The organism is Cognatilysobacter lacus (assembly GCF_008274655.1).
Classification (GTDB): Bacteria; Pseudomonadota; Gammaproteobacteria; order Xanthomonadales; family Xanthomonadaceae; genus Cognatilysobacter; species Cognatilysobacter lacus.
Window position 1 is genome coordinate 1 of the sequence record NZ_VTRV01000116.1, and the last position, 8,758, is coordinate 8,758.

Here is an 8,758-nt window from a genome sequence, read left to right on the forward strand (position 1 = left end):
CAGGCCGGGCGGCGGCGAAAGCCGGCAGCGCGACGGCGAGCAGGGCGGGAGCGGCGAGGCGGCGCAGGATCGGGGTCATCACGGACTCGGTTCGCGGCGTGGCGGGACGGATCAGGCGACGCGGAACGTGCGGCCGGCGGTCTCGGTCACGTAGCGGCGGTTGCTGGCGTAGCCGCTGCTCTTGCCGTAGCCGACGCCGAAGTCGCGTTCGCGCGGGCCCGGGCGGGCGAAAAGGTCGAACGGGACGACGCGGGCGGAGTCGGTGGTGGCCGTCGGGTTCGGGGTCGGGCGGGTCAGTTCGGTGGCGGTCATGGCGGTGATCTCGGTGAGGTGGTGAAGCGGTGTGTTGGTAAAGTACAACACCTAGCCGGGATCGCATGGGCCGGAAGTCACCCCACCGATGGACTAGCGATCGACGGCGGCTGGGGGACTTCCGGGCGGCCGGCCGCCGCCACGGCACCTCTTGCTGCTTTTCTGCCGCAACCCGGCGGGAACTCGGCCCGAGGGGGGAGTCAGCGCCGTGGGTGCCGGCCCGCGCGGAGCGCCACCATCAGCCACGGCCTGTAGCGCAACCCGGCTCAACGACGGCAAGGTCGCCACCCACATCGCCGATGCGCGCCCGCATCCGCGAAACACGCGCTGCACCGCGGGCCCGTCATCATTCGCCAGCTCCCTTCCAGACATGCCCATGACCGCCTCCCCTGCCTGGCTCGCCTGGGCGCTCGCATCCGCATGCTTCGCCGCGCTCACCGCGGTGTTTGCGAAAATCGGAATCCAGGGCGTCGACTCGGACTTCGCGACGCTGTTCCGCACGGTCGTGATCGTCTTCGTGCTCGGCGCCTTCGTGACATGGGCGGGCAAGTGGAGCGATCCACGCGATCTCTCCGCGCGCACGGTGCTGTTCCTGGTGCTGTCTGCCCTTGCGACGGGCGCGTCATGGGTCTGCTATTTCCGCGCCCTGCAGATCGGTCACGCCTCGCAGGTGGCGCCGGTCGACAAGCTCAGCGTCGTGCTGGTGGCGGTCTTCGCCTTCGCGTTCCTGGGCGAACGCCCGACGTTGCGGGAATGGGCGGGCATCGCGCTGGTCGCGGCCGGGGTGGTGTTGCTGGCACTCGCGCCGCGCCGCGCGTGACGACGACGGCAGCGATCCAACCCCGAACGGCGCAACGTTTGCGACGCCGTGGGCGTGTGCTCAGAGAATCGGCGCGAGCCCAGCGCCGAACGCGGTGAAGATGCGCGTGATCACGCTCTTGAACCCCAGCGCGACTTCCGGGAAATCGCCGGCGGCCTGATAGCAGTCGCGGAAGCGTGGATCGCGCGGCGACAACGGCAACGGGCAACGCGCCGACGGCTGGAACTCGTAGCTCGTGGCATAGCGACGAGGCGCAAAGTCGAACAGCGGCAGCTGCTCGGACGCCTTGACCAGCGTGTAATCGATGCCCGACAGCACCGGCGGCTTCGCGCGCGGCGCGATCACCCACGAATTCTCGGGCTCGATGTCGCGTCCGATGCTCGCAGCGAGTTCGCGCGCGAACGCAGGATCGCGGATCACCACCATCGACTCGGTGTTGTAGCGATCGCTGCGGGGGTCGAAGTTGTGCGTGCCGACCACGCCCACCGATTCGTCGATCACCATCGATTTCGCGTGGAGCCCCATGCGCACACCGGCGCGCTTCAGCGGAACCGGCGAATTGCTGCGGCGGCTGCCGTAGGCGAGCGCGGTGAACTCGCGCTCGAGCGGTCGCCGCCGGGCACGTTGCGCCAGTTCGCGTGCGCGCCTGCAGTCGATCGCGCTGTCGCGGTTGCATTCGACCCGCGCCATGGCGGCAGGTGGCGCGCCGTCGACATCGAGTGCACCGGTGGTGGCGACGTCGATCGGTTCGTTCTTGGGAAACGGCTTGAATTCGTAGATCTCGAAGCCGTATTCGCGCAGGTAACGGCGTTTGTACTTGTACGACAGCGCGTACGCGATGAACGCGTCCGTCGATGCCAGGCTGTTGGTGGAAATGATCACCTGCGGCGGATCCGGCCGGCGCTGCAGTTCGCGGAACATCTGGCGCGCCTGCTTTGAAAGCACCAGGTAGGGCGTCTGCAGGATCACCCGCTCGTGCGCGCCGAGGATCAGGTCGCGTAGCGTGCTGCTCGCCGGCGACAGCACGCTTTCGGTCGCGCCCTTGCCCGGCGGGTCGGCGACATAGTCGACAGCGCCCACGGGCAGCACGTGCGGCAGCAGGCGCGTATCGACGAACGCCGGATCGTCGACCGCGGCCTTCGCGGCGACCAGCCGCGCGGGCTCCTCGAAACTGTCCGTGCGCAAGGCGGGCACGCCGGTGCGCAGCAGGCGGCGGCCCACGTCGACCAGGTGCTCGACGGGCACGCTGCGACGATCATTCCAGTAGCGGTCGAAGCTGGCACCCATCTCGCGCGCGGTCGGACCGGCGATCAGAAGGTCGCGATCGCGGAAGTTGTATTCGGCGTCCCAGTCGTAATAGTCGTCTTCGTAGTTGCGACCGCCGGTGATCCCGAGCGCACCGTCCACCAGCAAGAGCTTGGTGTGCATGCGCCGGTTGAGCCTCCGCCAGCAGCAGGCCGCGGCCACGACGTAGCCGGGATACGTCATGCGCGCACGCCCGAGAACCGGGTTGTAGATGCGCGTCTGCATGTTCGCGTGCACGCCTGCGAGCGCGGCCAATGTGTCGACGCGCTTGAGCGCCGAGAGCTGGTCCATCAGCAGGCGCACGCGCACGCCGCGCCGGGCCGCTGCGATGAGCTCGTCGAGCACGAAGCGACCCGCGTCGTCCTCGTCGAAGATGTAGGTCTGCAGGTCGATCGACGTGGTCGCACTGCGGATCAGGTCGATGCGCGCGAGCAGCGCATCGCTGCCGCGATCGAGCAGAAGCGTGTAGTGGCGCGGCGCGTCGGGCGTGGACTCCGCGAAGGCCTTCCCGGCAAGCGCATGCAGGTCCGACGGCCGTGCGCATGCGTCGGGCTGGTTGCACGAGGTTTCCGACGGACGCGCCTGCGCCACCAGCGCATCGATCGCGCGCACCTGTTTAGGCGCCAGCTGCACGCAGGCGGCCAGGGTGCAGGCCAGCAGGCAGGCGAACAGCGCGCGTGCGGCGCGGCGCAGGTCAGTTTTCAAAACGCACATCGATGCGGAAGCCTACGCTGTCGGCCAGCGCCCAGCGCCAGCCATCGAGGCCGTAATCATCGCGGCTGACGCGCCCGATGGCGAGGATCGGACAGCCCTGCCCCGGGCGGTCGCAGGTGGCGGGCGCGAGCACGAAATGCTCGCGGCGCTCGACGCCGTGCATGCGCAGGCGCCCTTCGAGCGCGCCCCCGGTACGCGCGAGCGCGGGCGGATACGGATCGGACACGAAGTCGATCGACGGGTAGCGCGCGGCGTCGAACAGCTGCGGCCCGCGCGCCAGCCGCGTGTAACGGGCGGACGTGCCGATTACCAGGTCGCGCGCGGACAGGCGCAGGCGCACCTGTTGTCGTCCGTCGGCGAGGGTGTCCAGGCGTCCGTCGAACGCCGGGAAACGTCCGCGCACCGGCGAGCCGATACGCGTGTGGACGTCGAAATCGATCCTCGAACGCGCCGGATCGAACGCCTGCGCGTGGCTGGCGCCGCAGGCCGCGAGCAGGACCGCGAGCAGGAAGAAGGGCGTGCGCCCGGTCACGGCCACCAGAAGTTCGTGAGCGTGGCGACGCCCGGCTCCAGCAATGCCGTCGCCGGCAGCGAAAGCACGGCGACACCCGCCGGCGGCATGCCGCGGTAGTCGCCGGACTGGCCACTTTCGAGCAGCGCCGCGAGCTGTTCGAGCCCCGGGTTGTGCCCGACGATCATGACGCGCCCGCACTCGCGATAGCGGTCGGCCACTTCCATCAACGTGCCCGGCGTCGCCTCGTAGATTTCGGGTTCCTCGCGCTGGTCGACGTACCCGGTCACGCGCAGGACGGCCTCGGCGGTCTCGCGCACGCGCCGCGCCGGCGACAGCAGCACGCAGTCGGGCACGTGGCCGTTCTCGACCAGCCAGCGTCCGACCGCTTCGGCCGCCGCCTGCCCCTCGGCGGACAACGGACGATCGGCATCGGTCTGCCCGGCGGTCGGGGATTCGGCGTGGGCATGGCGCAGAAGGACGATTTCGCGCATCGATGGGGCTCCCTGGCAGGTCAGATTGGCGGATCGCGGTGGTCGCGGAGTGAATGCTGCCGTTCGAGCCTACACGTCGCGGCGTGCCCGTATCATCCGCGTTCGCCGGCGCCGGACGCGACGGCCGGGTCCGAGCCGAATGAGTGAACTGCACGACCTCGTCGCGCTGATCCGCGCGAACACGCCGCTGATCGTGATCGAGACCCGCGACGAAGCGCGCGTGGTCGAGCTGTTCCGGCAGACACTGATGCAGGTCTGGCGCGAGCTCTACCGCTGGACGATCACCGAAGGCCTGCGCCGCCTGGACTTCGACCGCGAGGACCCGCCGCACGTGGCGCCGGATGCGTCGAGCACGTTCCAGGCGATGCGCGACGCCGAACAGCGCGGTATCTACCTGCTGTTCGACATGCATCCGTACCTGGGCTACGCCGGCAGCCAGCGCATGCTGCGCGACCTGGTGCAGCGCCGCGGCTGCCAGCCGCACGTGATCGTGCTGGTCGGCCAGAGCGTGGCGCTGCCGCCCGACATCGAATCGCTCGCGGTGCGCTACCGCCCGCAGATGCCGGATGCCAACGCGCGGCTCAGGATCGTGCGCGAGGAAGCGGAGAACTTCGCGCGCGAGAACGGCGGCCGTCGCGTCACCGTCGACGCGGAGGCAACGCAGCAGATCGTGCGCAACCTGCGCGGCCTCGACCCGGTGGACGTGCGCCGCATCGCGCGCCACCTGATCTTCCGCGACGGCGCGCTCAACGCGGACGACCTGCCCGAACTCGCCAAGCTGAAATTCGAACTGCTCAACCGCAGCGGCCACCTGCACTACGAGTACGACGCCGCGCAGATGGACGACGTTGCCGGCGCACGCAACCTCAAGCGCTGGATCGGGCAGCGCAAGGCGGTGTTCCTCGCCGCCGAGCCCCCGCCGGGCCTCGATCCGCCCAAGGGCGTGCTGCTGCTGGGCGTGCAGGGCTGCGGCAAATCGATGTTGGCCAAGGCGGTGGCGGCCGGCTTCGCGGTGCCGCTGGTGCGGCTGGATTTCGGCACGCTCTACGACAAGTTCCACGGCGAGACCGAAAAGAACCTGCGGCAGGCGCTGGAATCGGTCGAGCAGCTGGAGCCGTGCGTGCTGTGGATTGACGAGATCGAAAAGGGCCTGTCGACGGACGACGGCAACGGCGATGGCGGCGTGTCCCGACGCGTACTCGGCTACCTGCTGACGTGGATGGCCGAACGCAAGTCGCGCGTGTTCCTCGTCGCCACCGCCAACCAGATCGATGCCCTGCCGCCGGAATTGCTGCGCAAGGGGCGCTTCGACGAGATCTTCTTCGTCGACCTGCCCGACGTCGCGGCGCGCGAACAACTGCTGCGCGTGCACCTGAAAAAGCGCGGGATCGACATCGAGGCCTTCGACATCGCCGCGCTCGCCAACGCGAGCGACGGGTTCTCCGGCGCCGAGATCGAGCAGGCGATCGTGTCGGGCCTGTATGCCGCGCATGCGACGGGCTCGCCGCTGTCGGGCTTCACCCTCCGCGCGGAGCTGCGCAACACGCGCCCGCTGTCGGTGGTGATGGCCGAGCAGGTGGCGGCGTTGCGCGACTGGGCGCGTGGCCGCACGGTGGCGGCCGACTAGGTCGGCGCTTCGGAGAAATCCCACCCCGCGCCGCGCTTCCCGCCGACTGCGCCGGCCCGGCAGGCCGGGAAGACTGGCGGCACGTTCAACAACGCCCGCCGCCATGCACCGAATCGTGATCGAACCCGTCGAGGACGGCTGGCTGCTGCGCCGCCCCGGCGGCCATGCCGAGTGGATCGACACCCGCGACTGGGCCGAGCGCGCCGCAGAGAGCGTCGCTTATGAATTCCATGCTCGCTCCGGGCGACCCGCCTGCGCCCTGGTCGCGAACGACGACGGTTTCGTCGAGTTCGCCCGCTTCGGCTGAGCTCAGGCGGCCTGCCAGCCTGTGCCGTGCACGTAGCTGTACGCCGCCTGCCCTTCCTTGGCGAAACGCTTGCCATCGACTTCCCAGCGCCATGTCTCGACCGTGAGGTCGGTGTCGCCGATGCGCAACACGTTGAAGGCGTTGGTCTCGTCGCGCTCGCGCGTCGATGTCGCCGTGCCGGCCTGCACGACGAGCGCCGCGAAGCCCTGGATGCGGTAGCGGTGCGCGGTGGTGCCCGTATTGCTGTGGTGCAGATGGCCCGAAAGGAACACGTCGACCTCGGCCTTCGCAAACTCTTCCATCGCCATCGGCGCGCGACCGAGAACGTCGCTCTCGTCGCCCCCGGGCGGTACGTCGAAGGGATGATGCGTGACCACGATGCGCGTCACGTGTTCGGCCAGGCCATGGAAACGCTGCTCGATCTCGCGCACCTGGTCGACGTTGATGCGGCCGCCCTTGAACGTCGCCGAGCGCGCCGTGTTGACCCCCACCACCGCGATCTCGTCATCGATGTAGGTGGGAAACGCGTCGTCGGTGATGTAGCGGTGGAAGCGGTCCAGCGGCGACAGGAAGCGCCGCACCACGTCGTAGTACGGGACATCATGGTTGCCGGGCACCACGATCTGCGGCACCGGCAGCGTCTGCAGGTACTCGGCCGCATCGCTGAACTGCGATTCGCGCGCGCGCTGAGTCAGGTCGCCCGACACCACGAGCACGTCGGGCTGGAGCGTTTCGATCGCCTCGCGCAACGGGGCGAGCAGTTCGGGGTCGACTCGGCCGAAGTGCAGGTCGGAAATCTGGACCACGGTTCGCATCAAACGGTCTCCGCCTGGGGGTGTTTTTCCGGCGCGAGCACTCTTAACGCGAGCGGGCGCAGGCGGAAGCGCACGGGCGCGTCGGTCCTCTCGACTTCGCCGTCGCGCGCGACGCGCACGCTGCCATGGGTCGATTCGACGACCAGTTCGCTCGCATGGAAGACGTCGAGGTCGCGGCCGTCGGCGATGCGTCCGAACAACGCGCGCAGTGCCAGGGCGACGAGCCCCCACGGCCCGCACGGTCGCAACACGTAGACCGACAGGCAACCGTCGTCCAGCGACTTCCGCGCGCCGGCATGCGGTCCCTGGAGCACGTAGTCGTTGTTGCCGACGAACACGAACGGAGTGCGCCGGCGCAATTCCTCGCCGTCGATATGCAGCACCACCGAAAACGTGTGCGGATGACGGAGCACCGACCACCCCGCCTGGAGCAGCGCGCGCCACTTGCCGATGCCGTGCTTCTCCTGCAGGCGCTCGCGCTGCACGACCATGGACGCGTACAGGCCCAGGCTCGCGTTGTTCAGGAACAGTTTGCCGTTGACCTCGCCGACATCGACCGTGCGCTCGTGCCCGCGCGCGATCACCGCCGCGGCCTCTTCCAGCGAATCAGGCAGGCCCAGGTCGCCCGCGAAATGGTTGAGCGTGCCGCTGGGCAGCACGCCAAGTGGCACGCCTGCCTCGACGGTGCGTTGCGCCACGGCGTTGACGGTGCCATCGCCGCCGGCCGCGATGATGCAGGCCGGCCGGGTTGCCAGTGCATCGACGATCGCCCCGACGCCACTATTGAGCAGCGCGACCATTGCCTCCTTGGTCACCGGGAGTGTCACGACGCGCTCAAGATGCATTGGCGGTAAATCGTGATCCGGTTCACTTGAAACCGCTTCGCGTAAATCAACGATCGCCTGGCGGGCACTCTCCGCACTACCGAAAAACGGACTTCGGACCACATCGTCACGCCAACGCGACCCGGCCGACTGGAAGGTGGGCGAATAGGTGTAGAATGTGAAGGAAGGTGCTGCTGACACTCGGTTTCCTCCCAGAGCAACGCGGTACGCCCCCGCTTCTGCTCTTTGACCCCTGGTGATCGGGGAGTTGGAAACCGCATAGCACGGCCCTACGGCCTTTAGCTCCGAGGAACCTGTTGCATACGCCGCAGGATCCCCGACCGCAAAGGTCGAAGAGTGGTGCCATGTCGCGGCACCTGCCTAGCTATGAGGGGTTTCCACGCCCCAAAGCAGCGCGTGACTGCTTCAGCCGTGAGTCTAGGCGATCACGCGGCGCGGTGCAAACACTCAGAGTAGAAATTCCGAATGAATTCAGTCGATAGATGCTGAAGATGGTTCCCCCGATATGCGCCCAACGATATGGCTGCGTTTCAGTATCAGCGAAACAGACGGCCAGTTGTGCGGCCAGACGGAAGGTGAACGCCATGGACGAGCAGAGCGAGACGATAACGATTTCCAGCCGCAGCGATTTCGCCCTTTGGGCAATTGAACGGGCTAAGGCGATTGTTGCTGACGAAGGCGGCAATCTCGCCATCGCCACGCGTGACCACGGCGAAGACGAAGTTGCCGCAACGGCCAACGCCCTTGGCCAGGCCATCGTAGATGCCCTGCTTGAAGTCTTCGATGGCCTGATGCAGGAATAGCGGCGGATTAACGCTCCGCGCCGTCGCGACCATTGTCTCGCTGGCGGTCCTGTTCCGCTTGGTGGAGAACCTGCTGGCGATGTTCATACTGTGCATTTTTCGCCGCGCCTGCCTGCTCGCGGGCGGCCCGAGAGGCGCGGCCAGTGGCAATAGCCTGCTGCTGTGCCGCGATGGCGGGATCGACGGTAGAAGGGGCCGGTCGGCC

Annotated in this window: 11 protein-coding genes; 4 read left to right on the plus strand and 7 right to left on the minus strand. The window is 68.2% G+C overall.

Annotated elements, in window-relative coordinates:
- Positions 1 to 111: 111 nt before the first annotated feature.
- A complete protein-coding gene (locus FW784_RS10270) occupies positions 112 to 312 on the minus strand; it encodes a hypothetical protein (RefSeq protein ID WP_187770769.1) in 201 nt (66 codons plus the stop codon).
- 376 nt (positions 313 to 688) lie between these two features.
- Here FW784_RS10270 and FW784_RS10275 point away from each other — a divergent pair, with 376 nt between their 5' ends.
- Positions 689 to 1,132 (plus strand): EamA family transporter, encoded by a 444-nt coding sequence (locus FW784_RS10275; protein WP_149353254.1) that lies wholly within the window; start codon positions 689 to 691, stop codon positions 1,130 to 1,132.
- Positions 1,133 to 1,192: 60 nt separating this feature from the next.
- On the opposite strand, the gene FW784_RS10280 is transcribed toward FW784_RS10275, so the two are convergent.
- Genes FW784_RS10280 through FW784_RS10290 form a run of 3 tightly spaced genes read right to left on the minus strand, consistent with a single transcriptional unit; the run spans position 1,193 to position 4,156 of the window.
- A complete protein-coding gene (locus FW784_RS10280; protein ID WP_425481631.1) occupies positions 1,193 to 3,109 on the minus strand; it encodes a phospholipase D family protein in 1,917 nt (638 codons plus the stop codon).
- Between the two features lie 22 nt (positions 3,110 to 3,131).
- Positions 3,132 to 3,689 (minus strand): YceI family protein, encoded by a 558-nt coding sequence (locus FW784_RS10285; protein ID WP_187770770.1) that lies wholly within the window; start codon positions 3,687 to 3,689, stop codon positions 3,132 to 3,134.
- Positions 3,680 to 4,156, minus strand: a complete 477-nt coding sequence (locus tag FW784_RS10290) for a SixA phosphatase family protein (protein WP_149353257.1) — start codon at positions 4,154 to 4,156, stop codon at positions 3,680 to 3,682. The genes FW784_RS10285 and FW784_RS10290 overlap by 10 nt, the downstream gene beginning before the upstream one ends.
- A gap of 139 nt (positions 4,157 to 4,295) precedes the next feature.
- On the opposite strand from FW784_RS10290, the gene FW784_RS10295 reads away from it, so the two are divergent.
- Both FW784_RS10295 and FW784_RS10300 read left to right on the plus strand, forming a co-directional pair.
- Positions 4,296 to 5,783 carry an AAA family ATPase gene (locus FW784_RS10295; protein ID WP_149353258.1) on the plus strand — a complete coding sequence of 496 codons (1,488 nt, stop codon included), beginning with the start codon at positions 4,296 to 4,298 and terminating at the stop codon, positions 5,781 to 5,783.
- A gap of 115 nt (positions 5,784 to 5,898) precedes the next feature.
- Positions 5,899 to 6,090, plus strand: coding sequence for a hypothetical protein (locus tag FW784_RS10300; protein ID WP_149353259.1), 192 nt, complete (start codon positions 5,899 to 5,901; stop codon positions 6,088 to 6,090).
- 2 nt (positions 6,091 to 6,092) lie between these two features.
- On the opposite strand, the gene FW784_RS10305 is transcribed toward FW784_RS10300, so the two are convergent.
- Together FW784_RS10305 and FW784_RS10310 are read right to left on the minus strand one after the other, a co-directional pair.
- Entirely contained in the window at positions 6,093 to 6,905 is an 813-nt protein-coding gene (locus FW784_RS10305; protein WP_149353260.1) for a metallophosphoesterase family protein, read from the minus strand.
- The gene (locus tag FW784_RS10310; RefSeq protein WP_205123602.1) at positions 6,905 to 7,732 is read right to left on the minus strand and encodes a diacylglycerol/lipid kinase family protein; all 828 of its coding nucleotides are present in this window, start codon (positions 7,730 to 7,732) and stop codon (positions 6,905 to 6,907) included. Before FW784_RS10310 ends, FW784_RS10305 begins: the two co-directional genes overlap by 1 nt.
- Positions 7,733 to 8,334: 602 nt before the next feature.
- Between FW784_RS10310 and FW784_RS10315 the strand changes: the two genes are divergently transcribed.
- Positions 8,335 to 8,553: a hypothetical protein gene (locus tag FW784_RS10315; RefSeq protein WP_137935218.1), complete on the plus strand. Its 219-nt coding sequence runs from the start codon at positions 8,335 to 8,337 to the stop codon at positions 8,551 to 8,553.
- Positions 8,554 to 8,560: 7 nt separating this feature from the next.
- Here FW784_RS10315 and FW784_RS14660 read toward each other — a convergent pair.
- Positions 8,561 to 8,758, minus strand: a 198-nt coding sequence (locus tag FW784_RS14660) for a hypothetical protein (protein ID WP_205123603.1), incomplete at its 5' end; no start/stop codon positions are given.

Excerpts from the sequence above, each read along its gene's own strand:
- FW784_RS10270 (WP_187770769.1), bottom strand. The coding sequence starts at position 312 with ATGACCGCCACCGAACTGACCCGCCCGACCCCGAACCCGACGGCCACC.
- FW784_RS10275 (WP_149353254.1), top strand. The coding sequence starts at position 689 with ATGACCGCCTCCCCTGCCTGGCTCGCCTGGGCGCTCGCATCCGCATGC.
- FW784_RS10290 (WP_149353257.1), bottom strand. The coding sequence starts at position 4,156 with ATGCGCGAAATCGTCCTTCTGCGCCATGCCCACGCCGAATCCCCGACC.
- FW784_RS10295 (WP_149353258.1), top strand. The coding sequence starts at position 4,296 with ATGAGTGAACTGCACGACCTCGTCGCGCTGATCCGCGCGAACACGCCG.
- FW784_RS10305 (WP_149353260.1), bottom strand. The coding sequence starts at position 6,905 with ATGCGAACCGTGGTCCAGATTTCCGACCTGCACTTCGGCCGAGTCGAC.
- FW784_RS10315 (WP_137935218.1), top strand. The coding sequence starts at position 8,335 with ATGGACGAGCAGAGCGAGACGATAACGATTTCCAGCCGCAGCGATTTC.